This window comes from Mannheimia cairinae (assembly GCF_028649535.1).
Taxonomy (GTDB): Bacteria; Pseudomonadota; Gammaproteobacteria; order Enterobacterales; family Pasteurellaceae; genus Mannheimia; species Mannheimia cairinae.
The window spans coordinates 161,336-179,528 of the sequence record NZ_JAQSJE010000001.1; the positions used below are offsets into that span (position 1 = coordinate 161,336).

At 35.9% G+C, this 18,193-nt stretch carries 12 protein-coding genes and 1 pseudogene; 2 read left to right on the plus strand and 11 right to left on the minus strand.

From position 1 onward, the window contains the following. The 7 genes and pseudogenes from hisC to rplM all read right to left on the minus strand — a co-directional run bounded on the left by hisC (position 1) and on the right by rplM (position 6,595). A complete protein-coding gene (gene hisC / locus PTQ27_RS00870) occupies positions 1 to 1,095 on the minus strand; it encodes a histidinol-phosphate transaminase (protein ID WP_273748491.1) in 1,095 nt (364 codons plus the stop codon). Positions 1,096 to 1,287: 192 nt separating this feature from the next. Further along, positions 1,288 to 3,234 (minus strand): ATP-dependent zinc metalloprotease FtsH, encoded by a 1,947-nt coding sequence (gene ftsH / locus PTQ27_RS00875; RefSeq protein WP_273748490.1) that lies wholly within the window; start codon positions 3,232 to 3,234, stop codon positions 1,288 to 1,290. Positions 3,235 to 3,351: 117 nt separating this feature from the next. Continuing rightward, the gene (gene rlmE / locus PTQ27_RS00880; protein ID WP_273748489.1) at positions 3,352 to 3,978 is read right to left on the minus strand and encodes a 23S rRNA (uridine(2552)-2'-O)-methyltransferase RlmE; all 627 of its coding nucleotides are present in this window, start codon (positions 3,976 to 3,978) and stop codon (positions 3,352 to 3,354) included. 109 nt (positions 3,979 to 4,087) lie between these two features. Next, complete coding sequence (locus PTQ27_RS00885) at positions 4,088 to 4,915, minus strand: restriction endonuclease subunit S (RefSeq protein WP_273748488.1); 828 nt, start codon at positions 4,913 to 4,915, stop codon at positions 4,088 to 4,090. Next, positions 4,911 to 5,551 (minus strand): annotated as a pseudogene (locus PTQ27_RS00890) (N-6 DNA methylase); the annotation flags it as partial. The gene PTQ27_RS00885 and the pseudogene PTQ27_RS00890, both read right to left, overlap by 5 nt. Before the next feature lie 204 nt (positions 5,552 to 5,755). Beyond that, entirely contained in the window at positions 5,756 to 6,151 is a 396-nt protein-coding gene (gene rpsI / locus PTQ27_RS00895) for a 30S ribosomal protein S9 (protein ID WP_273748487.1), read from the minus strand. Positions 6,152 to 6,166: 15 nt separating this feature from the next. After that, entirely contained in the window at positions 6,167 to 6,595 is a 429-nt protein-coding gene (gene rplM, locus PTQ27_RS00900) for a 50S ribosomal protein L13 (RefSeq protein ID WP_273748486.1), read from the minus strand. A gap of 293 nt (positions 6,596 to 6,888) precedes the next feature. Between rplM and PTQ27_RS00905 the strand changes: the two genes are divergently transcribed. Continuing rightward, positions 6,889 to 7,287, plus strand: a complete 399-nt coding sequence (locus PTQ27_RS00905) for a Z-ring associated ZapG family protein (protein WP_273748485.1) — start codon at positions 6,889 to 6,891, stop codon at positions 7,285 to 7,287. Positions 7,288 to 7,335: 48 nt separating this feature from the next. On the opposite strand, the gene glnD is transcribed toward PTQ27_RS00905, so the two are convergent. Continuing rightward, the gene (gene glnD / locus PTQ27_RS00910) at positions 7,336 to 9,900 is read right to left on the minus strand and encodes a bifunctional uridylyltransferase/uridylyl-removing protein GlnD (RefSeq protein WP_273748484.1); all 2,565 of its coding nucleotides are present in this window, start codon (positions 9,898 to 9,900) and stop codon (positions 7,336 to 7,338) included. Between the two features lie 125 nt (positions 9,901 to 10,025). Between glnD and PTQ27_RS00915 the strand changes: the two genes are divergently transcribed. Then, positions 10,026 to 11,003 carry a calcium/sodium antiporter gene (locus PTQ27_RS00915; protein WP_273748483.1) on the plus strand — a complete coding sequence of 326 codons (978 nt, stop codon included), beginning with the start codon at positions 10,026 to 10,028 and terminating at the stop codon, positions 11,001 to 11,003. Positions 11,004 to 11,043: 40 nt separating this feature from the next. Here the strand turns inward: PTQ27_RS00915 and serC are convergent, their stop codons facing one another. The 3 genes from serC to tamA form a co-directional block, all read right to left on the minus strand. Further along, positions 11,044 to 12,126 carry a 3-phosphoserine/phosphohydroxythreonine transaminase gene (gene serC, locus PTQ27_RS00920; RefSeq protein WP_273748482.1) on the minus strand — a complete coding sequence of 361 codons (1,083 nt, stop codon included), beginning with the start codon at positions 12,124 to 12,126 and terminating at the stop codon, positions 11,044 to 11,046. A gap of 41 nt (positions 12,127 to 12,167) precedes the next feature. Continuing rightward, the gene (gene tamB, locus PTQ27_RS00925) at positions 12,168 to 16,277 is read right to left on the minus strand and encodes an autotransporter assembly complex protein TamB (protein WP_273749042.1); all 4,110 of its coding nucleotides are present in this window, start codon (positions 16,275 to 16,277) and stop codon (positions 12,168 to 12,170) included. A 79-nt stretch (positions 16,278 to 16,356) separates the two neighbouring features. Beyond that, on the minus strand, positions 16,357 to 18,189 hold the full coding sequence (gene tamA / locus PTQ27_RS00930) for an autotransporter assembly complex protein TamA (RefSeq protein WP_273748481.1): 1,833 nt from the start codon (positions 18,187 to 18,189) through the stop codon (positions 16,357 to 16,359). Positions 18,190 to 18,193 lie beyond the last annotated feature (4 nt).

The window sequence follows — 18,193 nt, forward strand, 5'->3', positions numbered from 1 at the left end:
CTATCCTAAAACTTTTAATAAGGCACCAAAGAAACGATCGTTTTCGGCAGGTAAACCGATACTAATACGTAAATGATTCGGCATTCCATAGCCTGCGATAGGGCGAACAATAACCCCTTCACGTAATAAAGCATCATAAATTGCAGCCGCTGGACGTTTAAAATTAATCGTAATAAAGTTACCTTTAGATGGAATATACTCCAAACCATTTGCTTGGCAGAATGCCTCGTAACGAGCCATTTCCAAGCGGTTATTTTTTGCCACTTTTTTGACAAATTCATCATCATTCATAACCGCAATAGCTGAAGCTAATGCCAAACTATTACAGTTAAAAGGTTGGCGAACACGGTTTAGTAAATCTGCAATCTCAGCATTAGATACCGCATAACCAATACGAAGCCCTGCTAAACCATAGGCTTTAGAAAGTGAACGAGAAACGATTAGATTTGGATATTTATTTGATAAACCAAATGAATCTACTCTCTCCTCTTTAGCGGTAAATTCAGTATAAGCTTCATCTAATACGACAAGAATATGGCTTGGTACTTTTGCTAAAAATGCATCAATTTCAGCTTCTGTTAAAAAATTACCGGTTGGGTTATTCGGATTCGCAATAAAAATAAGTTTTGTTTTTTCGTTAATAGCCGCTAAAAATGCCTCTAAATCGTGTCCCCAGTTTTTAGCAGGAATTTCACGGGCAACTGCATTAATCGCCTTGGTGACAAGCGGATAAACAATAAACGCATATTGAGAATAAATAATTTCATCTTTATCACTTGCGAAAGTGTGAGCAAAAAGTTCTAACAAATCGTTTGAGCCATTACCCAAAGTAATTTGATTTGCATTCAAACCAAATTTTTTAGAAATAGCCACTTTTAGCTCAAAACCGTTTGCATCAGGATAACGGGTTAAATCATCTAATTGGTTCATAATCGCTTGTTTAGCACTTTCTGGAAAATCAAACGGATTTTCATTTGAGGCTAATTTGATAATATTACTGATGCCTAATTCTCGTTCTAATTCTTCAATAGGCTTGCCTGCTTGATAAGGTGCTAACGATTTTACACCTTCATTTGCGATGTTAAGAAATTGCATAATATCCTCTTATTCATTCTTATAAAGATAGTAAATGGATTGTAGTAGAGAATAGTAAATTTAGCTAGTAAAAAATATGTTACAACTGGAAAGAAAACGATACATTTTGTAAAAATGTAATAGAAATAGACCGCTTGCTATAAATTCAGATACTAAAAAAACCGAGAGCATCATACTCTCGGTTTAATTTAATTAGTGATCAGCTTTCGTATCAGCTAATGAATCACCTACATTATTATCTTTATTTGGTTTATCTTCTAAAGTTGATGTCGTATCTGCCGCTTGCTCACCACTAGGTGGAACAGCATTGTCATCATCTTTAGTTGGGGTATCACTCCAACCTGAAGGTTCTCCAACTGGGCGACGAGCCATTAAATCATCAATCTGCTTGCTATCTAATGTTTCGTATTTTAATAGAGCATCTTTCATTGCATGTAAGATGTCCATATTTTCTTCCAATGTCTGTTTCGCACGTTGATAGTTGCGGTCAATGATTTTACGCATTTCCACATCAATTAATTTTTGTGACTCTTCAGACACCCCCTTAATTGCACCCATTCCATCTTCATTTTGATAGAAAATTGGCCCAAGTTCTTGAGAGAAGCCCCATTGAGTTACCATTGCTCGAGCAATTTGTGTTGCTCGATGAATATCAGATGATGCCCCTGTAGTAATCTTATCTTCACCGAAAATTAAACCTTCTGCGATACGTCCTGCAAATAGTGTTGAAAGCTGGCTTTCTAATTTTGTGAAGGTTTCACTTACACGGTCCCCCTCTGGTAAGAATTGTGCAAAACCTAATGCTTGCCCACGAGGTACAATAGTTACTTTATTAAGAGGATCGTGCTCAGGCATTAAATAACCAACAATTACGTGACCAGCTTCGTGATAAGCCGTATTGATGATCTCTTTTTCTGTCATCGTATTTGAGCGACGCTCTGGCCCCATATTAATTTTGTCACGAGCTTCTTCAAAATCTTCCATCGTGACTACACGTTTATTTTTACGTGCTGCAAATAAAGCGGCTTCATTTACTAGGTTCGCTAATTGAGCACCCGAGTAACCAGGTGTTCCACGTGCAATTTGCATTGGATCCACACCGTCTGCAAGCGGTACTTTTTTCAAGTGAACTTTCAAAATTTGCTCACGGCCTTTTACATTTGGTAAATCAACCGTTACCTGACGGTCAAAACGACCAGGACGTGTTAATGCATCATCAAGTACATCTGCACGGTTTGTTGCTGCAATAATAATGACACCTTCAGAACCTTCAAAACCGTCCATTTCAACAAGCATTTGGTTTAAGGTTTGTTCACGCTCATCGTGCCCACCACTGAAACCTGCACCACCACGTTTACGACCAACCGCATCAATTTCATCAATGAAGATGATACAAGGTGCATTTTTCTTTGCTTGTTCAAATAAATCACGTACACGAGAAGCCCCTACACCGACAAACATCTCAACGAAGTCTGAACCAGCCATTGTAAAGAAAGGAACTTTTGCTTCGCCCGCAATTGCTTTTGCCAATAATGTTTTACCTGTACCAGGAGGGCCAACCATTAAAATCCCTTTTGGAATTCGACCACCTAATTTTTGGAACTTAGAAGGATCACGTAAGAATTCTACTACTTCGCCAACTTCTTCTTTGGCTTCATCGCAACCTGCAACATCGCTAAAGCGAGTTTTGACTTCTTCGGCTGTCAGCATTTTGGCTTTACTTTTACCAAAGCCCATTGCACCACGACCGCCACCGCCTTGCATTTGTCGCATATAAAAGACATAAAAGCCAATTAAAAGCAACATCGGGAACCACGAAATCAAGATTTGTGAAAGCAATCCACGACGCTCAACGGGTTGCCCCGTTACAACTGCATTCGTTTTTGCCAAATCAGCCATTAAGTATTGATCATACATTGGCATTACAGTTTTATAGGTTGCTCCATCATTTTTGGTAACAGAGATCGTATCTTCATTTTGTCTAAAATCTACACCTTTTAAACGATTTTCTTTAACATCATTTAAAAATGTAGAATATGGAACAGTATTTGAAGCACTGCCAAAATTTGAATTGAAGCCTTCATAAGCAGCCATCATTACAATAGCAACTACAACCCAAAGTAAAATATTTTTAACCATATCGTTCAAGGTTAATCCCCTATTTTTTAATAAAACTATTCAAGGTTACTATAAAAGCGGTTAAATTTCTTGAGTTTTTTGCAATTTTTTAACAAAAAACAACCGCTTGTTTTATTTCTAGCCCTTATAACCTGTTGCGACTATATAAACTTCTCTTGAGCGATCTCGTGATGCCTCTGGTTTTCTCACCTTAACTACACTAAACATTGAACGTATTTCTCGTAGGTATTCGTCAAAGCCTTCGCCTTGGAATACTTTGACAACAAAGCTACCCTTTGGTGCCAGAACTTGACGACACATATCCAATGCTAATTCAACTAAATACATTGCTCGTGGAATATCTACAGAGGGCATTCCGCTAAAATTTGGAGCCATATCAGACATTACCACATCAACCATTTCATCGCCTACACGCTCAAGTAAGGCATTTAGAACACTTTCCTCACGGAAATCCCCTTGCAAAAAATCAACCCCTGCAATCGGATTCATATCCAAAATATCACAAGCAATTACTCTCCCTTTACTACCAATTTGCGTAACCACATACTGAGACCAACCACCAGGGGCAGCACCTAAATCTACTACGGTCATTCCTGGTTTAAACAATTTGTCTGTTTTCTGGATTTCATCTAACTTAAAATATGCACGAGAACGTAATTTTTGTTTATGTGCTTTTTGAACGAATTGATCTTTAAAATGTTCTGCAAGCCAGCGTGAAGAGCTTGCACTACGTTTTCTACCCATTTTTTTCTCTAATTTTTATACTTAAAATCAATGGATTATAATAAGGCTTAAATTTTTGAATTCAAGAGTTAATACCACTAGAAACAAGAATTTTAGCAAAATTAACACTTTATAAATTAATTTTTAAATCACCATACTGTGTTTTAATCCAAAACATTACCTCTTTAAGTACACCTTTTTGAAGGGCAGACATTAGTATTTCCATATATGGATAATCAATTATATTGTCCTTGATAGGCAATAGTAATTTATCTGATTGGATTTTTTTACTACTAATGCTGTTTCCCCAAGAATATTTATGTCCAAGCCCTTTTTCTAAACAAGTTTTCATAAAAAGCTGGATCAATTTAGTTGCTATTTCTTTATTTTTTAAATGTAAACATAAGTTATGGCTATCATTTGAAAAGAAATCTTGAGCTTGGTAAGTCACAACAAATGTTTTTCCCCCTATAAAAATGCAGTTACCTTTATCTAAAAATCGCTGATCGTAAGAAATATATGTTGATACTGCGTTATTTTCTTTACTTGCCGATAAATAAGGGGTATTCCCACTATCTGAAATTATATCTCTAGATAAAATATTAAATGTATTTTTTACATTAAAAATATCTACCACATCAAACCATTCAAATGACACTTTTCCTTGTTCTAATTGTTCAATAGCTGTCCTTTCTTTTTCACTTAATTTGGTATCTATTAAACCTTTTAATTGTAAATATTCATATAAATTAACAATGGGTTCTACTTGCAAGGCCATTATAAAATCATTCATAAATTGGTATGCATTTTGCCCATTATTGTACTGAGGAATATAAATATCTAACCCCTTTAGGCTCTCAAGCGTGGGATAATGAGCATAACCACCTGTAAATTGTTTAAGGCTACTATTTACGACTGCAATAAAAAATAATTTAGTTTCAATAATTTCATTATACATACAACACTCTTTGAGAAGCTGTTATATTATGATTATTCATCAGCACATTTAGCTTCTTAGCATATGATTGTAATTTTTCTCGGCTATCAATCAAAATTTGATGTTTTTCAGCCTCAGTTAAACGTGCTTCATTTAAAAATTCATCAAATGCTTTACTACTCCCTAAAAAGTCAAAGGTAGTATGTGGCATTTTCTTAAATGCATTATCATTGCTACCTAAACATAATAGATTTGAAGCTGTACATTTTCTTGGTTATCACCTGCCACCCCGACCGCAATAACATCTTGGTATTTCCCAGATGCTAGCATTTCACGAGTATAGTAAAGGACCCCATTTACTGCATAATTTGAGATTGATTTTTCATCGAATTTAATTTCATTTTTGGTTTGATTAATAAGCTTTTTAAGATTAAGTTTATTTTCAATAATGACGGGAACACTATATTTTTCACAGTGAAAATCGGGTTTGCCAAAATTAGTTTTCTTTTGGGTTTTAGATGCACTAGTCAATGCCATTTTCATATAATTTGACATTGCACTTTCTGTATTGAAATCTTTGAGTTTACATAAGCCTAATTGCTCAAGTGATTTTTGGACAAAATCATTTACATCATTTTCTAATTTCCAAGCTAACATTTACACATCCTCTTTAAAAGTGAAATGTTCAAGGCAATAACAAGCGGTAAGAAAATTAGAAAAATTTGCAAAAAATGCTTGCAATTTTAGCTTAGGCAAGGCAAGGCAAGGCAGCATTGTATTCTCCAAAAATAATGTCAAGTAAAATATAAATGATATAAAAAAGGCAGGAAAATATCCTGCCTTTTGAAAACGAAAATAAAATTAACGTTTTGAATATTGTGGACGACGACGTGCTTTGTGTAAACCCACTTTTTTACGTTCAACGCGACGTGCATCACGTGTAACGAAGCCTGCAGCACGTAATGCTGGGCGTAGAGTTTCATCGTATTCCATTAATGCACGTGTGATACCGTGACGGATCGCACCTGCTTGACCAGAAATACCACCACCAGTTACAGTGATGTATAAGTCTAATTTATCTGTTAACTCAACTAATTCTAATGGCTGGCGTACGATCATACGTGAAGTTTCACGACCGAAGTAAACGTCTAAAGAACGTTGGTTGATGGTAATGTTACCACTGCCCGGTTTGATAAATACACGAGCTGAAGAGCTTTTGCGGCGACCTGTGCCGTAGTTTTGATTTGCTGCTGTCATTTTTCTGCTCCGTGATTAGATGTCTAAAACTTGTGGTTGTTGTGCAGCGTGGTTATGCTCGTTACCTGCGTAAACTTTTAATTTACGGAACATATCACGACCTAAAGGACCTTTAGGTAACATACCTTTTACTGCGATCTCGATCACTGCTTCTGGACGACGTGCAATCATTTCTTTGAAGGTTGCATCTTTGATACCACCTACATAGCCAGTGTGCCAGTAGTAGATTTTATCAGTTTCTTTTTTGCCAGTTACTGCTACTTTCTCTGCATTGATAACGATGATGTAATCACCTGTATCTACGTGCGGAGTATATTCAGCTTTATGTTTACCGCGTAAACGGCGTGCTAATTCAGTAGCTAAACGACCTAAAGTTTTACCTGTCGCATCTACTACATACCAGTCACGTTTAACTGTTTCTGGTTTTGCTACAAAAGTTTTCATTAATTAAATACCAAAATTTAAAGTTTATAACCCAATTCCAATTAAGGAATTACCTATATGACGGTAGAATCCGACCCCTTCGAGTCAATTCTGACCAAACTTACTTGGCGGGAAAATCCAAGCAAAACAGGGTGGCAGAATTATACAGATATTTCGTTCAAAAATCTAATATTTTTTGTACTTATTCGCAAAAATTGAATCTATATCACATTTTAATCATTTGGAGCTTTTCAAATAAAAAATGAAATGCTAAAAATAGTGATAAATTAATCCACATTAGCGAGGAGAGTATAATGGAACAATGGTCTATGGACATTTGGGCTGCTATTTGTGCGGCACTTATAATTGGAATTATAATTGGAAGCACTCTAGTTAGAGCATTTCATAGCGGAGTAAAAAAACAACACGAATTAGAGGCTGAATTAAAAGAGACTAAAACCCAAGTTGATGAGCAAAAACAAAAACTTGAACAACACTTTGAGCAATCAGCTCAATTACTTTCAACATTAGCCACTGATTATAAAAAGCTTTATGCTCATTTAGCACAAAGTTCTGAGCAGTTATTACCTGAAGCAACCAAAAATATTGAGCTTTTCCAGCAAGCTCAACTTTCGGTACAATCTGAAGAAAAAACAGAAGAAGATCAACCGAGAGACTATTCTGAAGGTTCTTCGGGATTACTAAAATCGTAAATATTTTCAAAAAAATGCCCGCTTGTTTTCAATGCAAGCGGGTATTTTTTATTCACTATCTAACTCCATCACTATAGTCTCTTTTAAAATTTGTTTCTCTTGTTCTGATAATGCTCTTCCTTCTAATGTGCTTACAACAAAGAAGTCTTCTACTCTTTCGCCAATAGTTGTAATTTTTGCATTAATTAAATTTAAATGGAGTCGATTAAAAATATAGCCTATTTGGGCTAATAAGCCTTCTCTATCAAGTGTAAATAATTCAAATGCGGTTTGTTGCTCTGATGAATTTTCTAAAAAACGTAATCTTGTCTTCCGTTTAAATGATGAATGCTTAATCGGTTTTTTTACAAATTTAACGGTTTTTTGTGTTGCTTCTAGCATTTTTATTAATGCTTGTTGAATTTGTTCACTGCGTTCTGTTGTCAGCTTAGTCCCATTAATTTCTGTGACAATAAAACTATCAAAAACAAACCCGTTTTCACTTGTTATAATTTGAGCATCGTGGATACTGATTTTTTTTCGACTTAGTACTTGTGCGATTTTAGCAAATAACTGAGCTTGATCTTGACAATAAATGAATATTTCCGTTCCACCTCGTGCATATTCGTTACTCACTAAAACCATTGGCTCTTTTTGTTTTTTTACGTATTTCAATGCGTGCCAAACTAATTGAGTTGGCTTATTGCGTAAAAAATAACTTTCTGGGCAAGGTTGCCAAAAATCATTTAGCACTTTTCTTTCTGGTGCTAACAGCACAAATTTCATTAGCTCCAATGCTTGTAAACGATGTTCCTGTGCCACCGATTTATAATCTAAACTTTCATTTAATTGTTGTAATGTGAATTGATAAAGCTGGGTAAATAGCGAGCGTTTCCAATCATTCCATAAACTTTCGCTAGTGGCACAAATATCTGCCACGGTTAAGCAAAGTAGTGCAGATAAAGCGGTCTGATTTTTTACTTTTTTTGCAAAAATACTCACAACCTCGGGGTCGTGAATATCTCGTCTTTGTGCGGTAATTGACATTGTTAAATGTTCTTCAACGAGATATACCATATAATCTATTTGAGGTGTTGCAAATTGGTGAAGCTGTGCAAATTCTCGCATATCTTCCGCCCCCACTTTTGCGTGATCGCCTTCTCTACCTTTAGCAATATCGTGAAAAAGAGCGGCAAAATAAAGCAGCTGTTTATCTTTTAACTGATTAAATAATGTATTACATAGCGGAAAAAAAGCATTCTTAGGGCTTTCAGTAAAATGTTCTAAATTCTGCATTACCCGAATAGTATGCTCATCTACCGTATAAATATGGAATAAATCAAATTGCATTAATCCTTCAATGCCTTGCCATTGTGGCAGATAAGCCTTTAAAAAACCTAATTGATGCATAGGAATGATTGCCCGATGAATTACTTTAGGCTGAGAAAATAGCTGTACAAACTTTTCTCGCATAATTGGCTGATAGCAAAGAGGCTCCGTTTGTTGTTTTAGGCATAACCGTAGATTACGCAGGGTGTCGGCATTTGCAACAAGGGTTGGATAATTTGTTAAATGGAAAAATAAGTCCAACATTGTGCTTGGATCATTTTTGAATATTTTAGGATCATTAATTACCAGCATTTGATTTTGCTGGTAAAAATGCTGATCAAGCGGTTGTTTTTCTGCTGTTTTTTGCAAATTAGCCAAAAAGGTTTGCTCAAAACTATTTAGTATTAATTGGCTAAGTTGTGAAATAGATTTTGTCGCTTGAAAATAATCTCGCATCATCATTTCAACGGCAGAGTTTCCTTCGCCTTGGTAACCTAAAATTTCACTTAGCTGTAATTGTCTGTCAAATCTTAGGCGGTTATCGTAACGTTTAAGCTGTAGATGAAGTGCAAAACGCATACGAAAAAGTACCGCTTGCGCAGCAATTAATTCATTATATTCTTCTGCATAAAGCAAATCTCGGTTTAATAATTCTAAAAATGAATGAACACCATAGTGTCGAAGCATAATCCAAGAAAGCAAATTAAGATCTCTTAATCCGCCCGGACTATGTTTTAAATCAGGTTCAAGGTTATAACTGGTATTATGATAACGAGCATAGCGTAAATTTTTTTCTTCTAATTTCGCCTTAAAGAATGATTCAATATGCCAAAAGTCAGGTTGGTAGAGTTTTTCTTTAAGGTTTAACCAAAGATCTCGATTGCCTAATAAAAAACGTCCTTCAAACATATTAGTAGCAACTGAAATTTCAGCTTTCCCTATTTCAATACACTCTTCAATCGTACGGATACTCGCACCTAATTGAAGTTTGCTATCCCAAAGTAAATTAAATAATGTATTTAATATTTCGAGCGTTTCGTCGTCTAATTGTGTTTTGACCAACACCAGAATATCTAGATCAGAAAGTGGGAACATCTCTCTTCGCCCATAGCCACCTACTGCTAATAAGGCAAGCTCTTCTCTTTGCGATAAACCAAATTCTTGCCACAATTTAGAGAGTAATTCATCATAAAATTGACTACGTTTAGCAATGAGTTCTAATACATTTTCTGTTTGAAAAGCGATATGTTCTTGCTTATTAAATTCAGCCAACCACTTTTGTAAAGTTTCACTATTTTTCATCATTCATTAACCACCAAAAATTTACAAAATAATAGGCTATTTATTTGAGCTTGCCTATATTTATTTTTTTATGACTCGCTATAATATAGGGCTTCAAATACTCTCTAATTTTCTTAAAAGGATAATTTATGACCTTTGCTTTAGCTGCCATTATTGGCGGTTTAATCATTTTAGTTTGGAGTGCAGATAAATTTGTAGATGGAGCAGCTTCAGCTGCTCGTCATTTTGGTATGGCACCACTATTAATCGGAATTATTGTTATTGGTTTTGGTACTTCCGCACCTGAAATGATTGTCTCGGCATCTTCGGCTTTAAGTGGCTCACCTGGTATTGCCTTGGGTAATGCCTATGGTTCAAATATCACTAATATTGCACTTATTTTAGGCCTTACTGCTATTATTAAACCATTAACAGTAACATCTGAAGTCTTAAAAAAAGAATTTCCAATTCTAATAGCGGTTACTTTACTTTCTGCATATTTACTCTACGATGCTGATGTTACTCGATTAGATGCTATCATTTTGCTTGCTGTATTTTTTATTTATATGGGTTGGACTATTACCATCGCAATGCGTAATAAAAATGATGCTTTAGCGGTTGATGTTGATGCAGAATTAAATTCTCACCCTCCAATGAGCTTAGCTAAATCATTAATGTGGCTAGGTATCGGCTTATTACTGTTAATGGCAAGTTCACAATTACTCGTTTGGGGAGCAATAGAAGTAGCAAAATTCTTTGGTGTAAGTGACTTAGTTATTGGCTTAACCATTGTTGCTATTGGTACCTCATTACCCGAATTAGCATCATCTATTGCCGCAGCTCGAAAAGGCGAAGTTGATTTAGCGTTGGGAAATATTATTGGTTCTAACTTATTTAATACATTAACTGTGGTAGGTATTGCCGGGGCTATTAAACCAATGAGCGTTGCACCTGAAGTTTTTTCTCGTGATATTATGATAATGTCAGGATTAACCCTTTTATTATTCCTATTTGGTATTAATATAAAACGAAGAATTGAGGGCGGGCGAATTAATCGCTTAGAAGGTCTTGTATTATTTTCTGCTTATATTGGTTATAACCTCTATTTATTTAAAACGGCTATTTAATAGCATCGAAAGAAAGCCCCAGACTTGCTGGGGCTTGTTTTTATGCGTTTTGTTGTTCAAAGGCTTGCATAAATTTGATTAATGCTTGTACACCTTCAATCGGCATTGCATTATAAATTGATGCTCGCATTCCACCTAAAACTTTATGTCCTTTTAAGGCTTGTAAGCCACAAGCGGTCGCTTCTGCAACAAATTTTGCATTTAACTCATCCTGCCCTGTAGTAAAAGTAACATTCATCAAAGAGCGATTTTCTTTTGCAACGGTATTGTGGTAGAACTTAGAACTATCTAAATAATCATATAATAAGGCTGCTTTTGCTAAGTTTCTCTCTTCTGTTGCTTTCACTCCACCTTCTGCTAATAGATGCTTAAAGACCAATGAACATAAATACCAAGCAAATGTTGGCGGAGTATTAATCATAGAATCTGCATCACGTTGAACAGCATAATTCCAAATAGAAGGTGTATCTTGGCGTGCATTTCCAAGCAAATCATCATGAATAATCACTATTGTAATACCTGCTGGGCCTAAATTTTTCTGGGCTCCTGCATAAATCATACCAAATTTACTAATATCAATTCCTCTAGAGAGAATATCAGAAGACATATCTGCAATTAATGGGGTATCGCCGACATTTGGAATATCAAAAATTTCAACACCGCTAATCGTTTCATTAGTGCAGTAATGAACATAATCGTACTGATCTGCAACATCGCTAAAATCTAAGCGATTCACTTTTAGTTGTGGCTCAGTATCTAAAATATTAATTTCATCAATTTCAATAAAATTACGAGCTTCTTTTATGGCAGTTGCAGACCAATGTCCTGAATTTAAATAAAGTGCTTTTCCTTTTTTACCCTTTAAATTCATTGGCACTGCAGCGAATTGTCCTCTTGCTCCGCCTTGTAAAAATAAAACGTGGTAATTCTCTGGTATATTATAAAGCTTACGTAAATCGGCTTCGGCTTGCGTAACCAATTCCATAAATAATTTACCACGATGGCTAACTTCCATTACGGACGTGCCTTGGTCTAGCCAATTTAGTAATTCTTTTTGTGCTTGTTCTAACACGGCTTTAGGCATCATTGCTGGGCCTGCACTAAAGTTATATACTTCTGTCATTTTTCACCTCTATGTATTAAAAATATTTGTTATATTCTCTTTTAGAATAATTCATCAAATTCAAAACGGTACATTAAGTCAACCGCTTGATTAATACTTGATACCCACTGTAAATAAAGTCTTGGAGTTAAGTTATAACGTAATGTTAATTCAGTTAAAGGTGCAAAAATACCGACACCATATTTCACTCTAAATCTTGGTGAAAGACTTGCACTAACCTCAACTTTTGTATTATCGCCAATACCTGCTGTACTTACACTAAGATCTTTTAATCCAAATGTACTACCAACATCTCCCACTAGCTTACTGCTTTTCGACAAGCTCATACTGAGTAAGGCTGCAGCAACCGCATTACTTGAGCCTGCGTCCCCACTCGTTTCAAGTGAACGTCCGGTTAAGATATAAGAAAGTGCTTCATTTTGCGACATTGCTGGATCAGAAAAAACCTTAACATTTGGATTATCGGCTAATCCTGTTACTCGAACCCCAGCGGTAATAGTCGAATCTTCCATTGCTTCTGGGTTTCTAATGGCTTCTATATCCAATGTGGGTTGTGATGGCGACCCTGCAAAACTTACATTACCTTTACGAATAAGGAGATCTTGCCCATATGCTGCAAAACGGCCATTTTCTAAATGTACCTGCCCATAAAGCCCTAAGCCTTGCCTACCTTGTCGTACAGAAAGTAACCCTTTTACATCACTATTTAAGCCATAAGCTTTTAGCTTCACATCATTACCGATATTAATTTTTATATCCGCATTAATGGCCATTCCACCTGACGTTTGAGCAGGAATATTTCGCTGATTAAAAGGCACTTTTGTCTTAGCTGAGCCGTCCATAATCACTTCATCACCACTCACACTTACCGCACTTTCGGGTAATTCTTCCACCTCGATTCTTGCCCAAGGTAAATCAATATTACCACTTAATGTTAATAGTGTTGGAGTTGCTATCACTTGAATATCTGGGCTAATAGCTACTTTAGCTATATTTGGCACATCCACTCTAAACCTATTTGCTTGTGCGTGAACTCTTGTTTTCCACGCATTGAGATCTCGCCAATCGGCATCACCCTCTAATTTCAGTTCACTTTGATTATTCGTTTGAACTCTGCCAGTTAAGGTTGAAGTTGCTCCGTGAAAATTCATTGCTAAATTACCACCAGTAATATCAAATGGCATTGTCACTGAGCGTACTTTTAAGTTAGTTAAATTTAAATTCCCATTCAATAAAGGCGATGTTACAGAACCACCAACCGTTAAACGTGCATTGATATTTCCATCAACAGAATCCCCTCTGTCTAATAAAGGACGAATTAGTCGTAATGTTAGCTGATCTATATGGATATTGCCTGATAAGGTTCTCGCATTATTTAGATCTCTCATTACCAAATCTGTGGAAAGCTTACCATTATTTTCAACCTTTAAATCAGATTTTAATGTTAAATTATTATCTGCCATTTTTAATTGAATTTTTAACGGCGAAACGGTTAATGGGAAGTTTCTACTTCCTTCCATTTTTTGTACAAATTTAAGCGAGTTAGAGGTCAATTCAACATTCACTTCCGGCTGTTTGTTTTTAAACCACGCCGCATCGCCTTTTGCATTCACAATCCCTGTAATTTGACTATCTTTGTCTAAATAGGGTTGTAAAACAGCTAAATTAAAGTTGCGAATATCAAAGGGAACTTTCCCCTCTTCGCCTGCATTAAATGCAGAAGGGAAGCACAAATTAATTTTAGGGTTATGCCAACAGTGTGCAGAAATATTTGCATTAATAGATTTATTATCATATTTCACATTTACTGCTTTATCTGTTTGGAATTTACCAAAGTCGGTAGATTGAATAGCAACCTGGCTTAATTGCCCTTCCCAAACTTCTTGCAAGCGGTTAAATTTTCCAGAAATTTGCAAATCTGCCCCAACCGGATTACCTTTTGAAGTCAGTTTTAAGGTATGGTTTTCCTCATTTCCCTTTGCAATTAAGGTTGCCGAATCAATTTTAATATCGTTATAAGAGAATTGACGAAGACCTAATTCAAGATCACCTTGAATACTTTTTTCAGTTGTAATAACACCTTTTGCCGTTAAATTCTGTAGTTTTAATTGATCGTAACTCACATTAGCTGCGGTTAAATCTAAATCAATGTTTGGTTCGACAACTTTACCTGATAATTTTACGTTACCATTAATATTGGCTTTTAAATTAGGTACAAGGCCTTGCAAATTTGGAGCCTTAATATCGGCATAAAAATCTGATTTTTCGCCTAAAATACCTTTTACATCAATTTTATTTTCGCCGTAAACAAGTGATAATGCAGGAACATTTAAAAGCTGTTGATTATTCGCCGTCAATTCTCCTTTTAGCTGGAGATTTTTTTGAAATAAAGAGCCGTTAATATCAATAGTTGAAACATCAGCTTTCCAATCTGTTCCCGATTCGCCTCGCCCCGCATAGCCTTTAGAATTTAACGTTCCTGAAAGGATTGCAGGCCAATCTGCCACTAATGATTTCGTATTGATATTATTTACTGTAAGCTGACTATCCCATTCAACCCCCTCTGTCCAATCAACAGATCCGCTTAGTGTTGCTTTACCTTCGAGAGTATTTAATTCTAGCTGTTGAAACTCAAAATGCGTTAGCTCGCCTTTTCCTTCTAAGTTTGCCGAGCTAGCAGGCACGCCCATTCCCTGAGCTTTAACTTTAATATTCGTATTGTACTGTAATAAATTACCCTTTAGCTGAATATCAATATTTTCTAGCTTTAATACCTCTTCATTTTTTTGAGGGGCAAACGGATAGCTCATTGACTCACTTTCTAATGAGAGATCAAACGGCATTTTAGGCTCCGCTAACTCAAATTGCCCCGATAAAGCGGCATTAATCGCCCCTTCCGTTTTTAGCGTTAGCATTGTTGTATTATATAATTCGCCAGAAAGCGTCGCCTTTGCGTGATCGAATGGCAACTTAACATTCGCATTTACGGCTTCATTGCCTTCTAATCGCCATTCTAGTGGATAATCATCTTTTAATAATAAGGAACCTGTAGCCGTTAAATCGCCTTGATCACTTTTAAGATCTAAATGTGTTACTTCCACTTTCTGTTCTTTTGCTTGAGCTTGAAATTGTAATGATTCAACATTTAAGAGCGAAATTGGCTCAATAAAATTACCCGCCTCATCTTTTGCTTTTTGCGAGAGGGCTACATTGGAAATATCAATTTTCTCAATAATAAGATCTAACGGTAAATTGATACGAGATTGTTTATCTAAGAATGGTTTTTCTAATTGAGCTTGAATTGCCGCCCAATCAACTTTATCATTTTCTTGTTGTGCTTGTGCTACATTTTTGCCTTGTAATTCCTGAAAACGCTCAGCCACTTTCTCACCAGTTTTTACTGCAGCTTCTTTTACAACTTTATCCGCAATATCTTGGGCATTAGTTGGTGTTAAAGTTTCTGATGTTGCATTTTCTTCTGAAAAATCGACCGCTTGAGCCTCTTCTTCTAATTTTAAAGCAAGTAGAAGATCTAATCCGTCTAGCGTAGTCGGCTTGATTGTAATCGTTCGCCCTTTGCCTGATAATGCGGTTTGAAAATGATTAAGATGAATATCCATATCATCAACTTTGACATCAATATTCTCAAGCTCTATATTCTTAGCTGAAATACCAAGCGGTAAACGTAATTCGGTAAATGGTTCACTTTCTTTTTTCTCTTCGCTTGGGGAGAATTGCGTAGTATCTACCACAACAGAAGTATCTTTTAGCGATACGTTATTCAAGCATACTTCATAATCAAGCAAACAATTAAAGCCTATATGTAATTCTGCTTTTCCAACCTGTACATTTACACCATCAATCATAAATTGAGCATCGGTTAATGTTAAACCTTCTTGAATACTCCCTTCTATTTGCCCAATTTGTAGTGGTTCAACAAATCTATCTACTAATTCAAGCGTTTTACGTTGCCCATAGCCTGTAAAAAGAAATAAAATCAAACATAATAGCGTGAACAAAAAAATAGTTAAACCACACCATAAAACACGTAATTTAGCCGTTTTTCTTTGTTTTTTAGGTGCCTTCTCTGTCTGTTCAGATTGTTCTAACGATATTTCTGTTTCTGTCGTTTGTTTTTTTTCTTCGTTCATCATAATTGTACAAATAATAAAGCAATGTAAATTATACAAGCGGTCATATTTTTCTAAAAATTTACCACTTGTTACTTAATTAAAGATCTGAGCCTAATCCAATATAAACTTGAATACCTTTCTTGCTCTCAGGTGAGCGAATTGGTGTGGCAACATCAAATTTAATGGCTCCAATCGGAGATGCCCAGCGTACACCAAGCCCCGTACCAGAATGTAGTTCTTTCTCTTTAAATTTATTTGCCGCTAAGCCTGTATCATAAAATACTGCCGCCCACCAATCAGGATAAACTTGATATTGGTATTCTACTGTACCTGTTGCTAAATGCGAGCCACCGACTCGTTTCCCATTTTCAGGATTACGAGGCGAAATATCTTTATAACCAAAGCCTCGAACGCTCATATCACCACCAGCAAAATAACGTAAAGAAGGAGGAATTCGCTCAAATTGACTTGCTTTGATATACCCGAGTTCCGCTCTTAAATAAAAACGGTGGTTATCAAAGTAAGTTCTTGCCCAAGAACTAGACACTTTATAGCTATAAAAATTTACATCTGATCCAACCGCTTTACCCCCCCAATTTACGGTAAGCTTTTGAGAATCCCCCCATAATGGATAAGGTTTTCCATCTGTTCGGGTTCGGTTTAAGGATGCGGTAGGGTAAATTAATAATGTTTTATATCGATCATTTGCTTGAGTAAAAGAATCATAACGAGCCCTTACCCCTGCCGAAAATGACCAACCGGTTTCTCTGGTCCAAAAGCGTTGAAAAGCTAATGTTGCCGCCGTTGATTTTGTATCATTTTGATCTTCATTTTCAAGCGTACCTGAAATTTGATAATAATAATGTAGCGGATTTTGTCTTAACGGAATATTGTAGCCAAATTCAAACGTCTGCTCGGGCTTAGAAACATAGGTTCTACTCTCAATACTGTGTCCTCGTTCATTTAACCACGGTTTTTTCCAATTTAACTGCAAGCGAGGCCCAACATCAGTTTCAAAACCAAGCCCGATTTCTACCTCATTTTTCTTTTTTGGTTGAAATAATACATTTAGATCAACTAGCTTTTCTTGTTCATTTAAATGAGGCTCAACCATTACCGAAGAAAACCAGTTGCTTGATAAATAATCTTGAGTCAAAACAGAAAGATCATTTGCAACATAAGGTTCACCAGATTCAATTTTTAATATATTACGTAAGTATTCGTCTTTAATTTGATTACCATCAAAACCAATTTCACCATAGTGATAACGACTGCCACTATCGTAGCCTAACCGCCAATCCGCTTTATGATCGGAAGGATAAACTTCTAAACGATGATATAACCAAGTACCATCAAAATACCCTTTACTAAATGCGATGCTTTCAATATCACTTTTGAAATTTTCATAGGTTTTATGGTTAAGGCGAGAACCTTTTTTAGGGGCTTTTTCAACTAACTGTATAAAGGTTTCATCCGAGTTAGCATCGCCGTGTAAAACAATATCCGTTTCGTCTATTTTTACGGTTTCTTTATCTAACTGGGCATTTAATACGAGCAAAGGCTTCTTGCCCGAGCGAGGAAGTTGAACAAATTGATATTGCGTATTGTAATAACCTAATGCTCTTAACGCTTTATCAGCCGTTGTTTCAACAAGGTATTTATGGCGTTCTGAGCCATCTGCATAATCGTTTGAAAGTTGAGCTAAGTATAAATTGACATTTTTCTGAGCGTCTTTATCATCAATACCCTTTATTTCTAAATCAACAAGTGGCTCCACCTTATCTTCTTCTGGTTCCTCTGTTAATTTTTGCTCTAAATCTGCTATTTTATCGCCATCAACATCACTAAGGCGACTCGTTTCTTCGGCTTGAGCCATAGTGGCAAAGGCAGATAAACAACATAACGTTAAAAAATGCAGTTTTGTATTCATTGAT

Coding starts and splice junctions, on each gene's coding strand:
- hisC (WP_273748491.1), bottom strand. CDS start 1,095: ATGCAATTTCTTAACATCGCAAATGAAGGTGTAAAATCGTTAGCACCT.
- ftsH (WP_273748490.1), bottom strand. CDS start 3,234: ATGGTTAAAAATATTTTACTTTGGGTTGTAGTTGCTATTGTAATGATG.
- rlmE (WP_273748489.1), bottom strand. CDS start 3,978: ATGGGTAGAAAACGTAGTGCAAGCTCTTCACGCTGGCTTGCAGAACAT.
- PTQ27_RS00885 (WP_273748488.1), bottom strand. CDS start 4,915: ATGTATAATGAAATTATTGAAACTAAATTATTTTTTATTGCAGTCGTA.
- rpsI (WP_273748487.1), bottom strand. CDS start 6,151: ATGACAGCAGCAAATCAAAACTACGGCACAGGTCGCCGCAAAAGCTCT.
- rplM (WP_273748486.1), bottom strand. CDS start 6,595: ATGAAAACTTTTGTAGCAAAACCAGAAACAGTTAAACGTGACTGGTAT.
- PTQ27_RS00905 (WP_273748485.1), top strand. CDS start 6,889: ATGGAACAATGGTCTATGGACATTTGGGCTGCTATTTGTGCGGCACTT.
- glnD (WP_273748484.1), bottom strand. CDS start 9,900: ATGATGAAAAATAGTGAAACTTTACAAAAGTGGTTGGCTGAATTTAAT.
- PTQ27_RS00915 (WP_273748483.1), top strand. CDS start 10,026: ATGACCTTTGCTTTAGCTGCCATTATTGGCGGTTTAATCATTTTAGTT.
- serC (WP_273748482.1), bottom strand. CDS start 12,126: ATGACAGAAGTATATAACTTTAGTGCAGGCCCAGCAATGATGCCTAAA.
- tamB (WP_273749042.1), bottom strand. CDS start 16,277: ATGAACGAAGAAAAAAAACAAACGACAGAAACAGAAATATCGTTAGAA.
- tamA (WP_273748481.1), bottom strand. CDS start 18,189: ATGAATACAAAACTGCATTTTTTAACGTTATGTTGTTTATCTGCCTTT.